1 protein-coding gene is annotated in these 1,011 nt (G+C 57.4%); it reads right to left on the reverse strand.

Features of this window, described 5'->3' with window-relative positions; genetic code table 11:
* Nucleotides 1-1,011: DUF6531 domain-containing protein (locus tag Q0X97_RS11790; protein ID WP_302067612.1), on the reverse strand; the 1,011-nt coding region annotated here is incomplete at both ends.

The raw sequence follows: 1,011 nt of genomic DNA on the forward strand, positions 1-1,011 counted from the left end.
CGCCGACAGCGGGCAGGGCATCGAGCAGCGATACCGACAACAAGCGCAGCTTGGGCGCGGCGGCATCGGCGACATTGCCGAAATGTAAGTAAAACACCCGTCCGTTGCCGTCGATAATATATTGCGGCAATCCCGTGGTGGGATGGTAAACGAACCGCTGATGGTTGCCGTTGGCATCTTCCACCGCCACCAATGGCAAGAGGCTGCAACTGTCGCCGTTCGGATCGTCTTCCGATGCCGCCAGCGGTGCGAAACGCAACGACACCGAACCGTCCAGCGAGGCAATCACATAATGGCCGTCTGAATTCTTGCTGAACCAGATTTGTTCGCTCTCGAACAACACCGGTTCTTCATCGTCTTCTTCCGGTTCCGGCAGCGGAAACAGCCGCCCCTGATCGTCGATATAGGCCAAGCCCGCCGCATCGCGGATGATGCGTTGGCTGCCGGGTACGCTCCAGCCCTCGCCGAGCCAGCCGGTGCCGTCTTGGTCGGAATAATAGCTGCGGTTCCACACTAAAGGCATTAAGCCTTCGAAAGCGAAGTCGGTTTCGTTCTCCAGAAACTTTAACCCGTGAATCGGATTGACCGGACGGCCGACTGCTGCCGCAGCCTTACAGGAAATACACGGTTTCGGCGGCTTCGGCTTCTTATACTTATTGTTCATGTGGAACATATCGCCGGCACGGACGATATAGCGTTTGCGGATTTTAACCGAAGAAGAGTGCATCATCGGCCAAGCCGGTTTGGTGGCGGTGCGCGACAACACCCCTTTGCGGCCGGGGACGGCGATTTCGTCGCCGTAGGTTTTATTGGTTTTACTGGCTTTGAAGACGAAGGCGGGTTTGCGGTTGATTCTAACGTCTTTGGCAACGGTTTTAGCGCCGCCGAGATCGGCGAACAGCGGGAAGGGGATCGGCGGCACTTGCGGCGGAGCGGGCGGGGGTGGCCAACAGAAATCGGGCACGGTAAAAATCACGCGGAACTTGCTGCTTTTACGGGCGATTTTGTTGA

Source organism: Neisseria sp. MVDL19-042950, from assembly GCF_030504625.1.
Classification (GTDB): domain Bacteria; phylum Pseudomonadota; class Gammaproteobacteria; order Burkholderiales; family Neisseriaceae; genus Neisseria.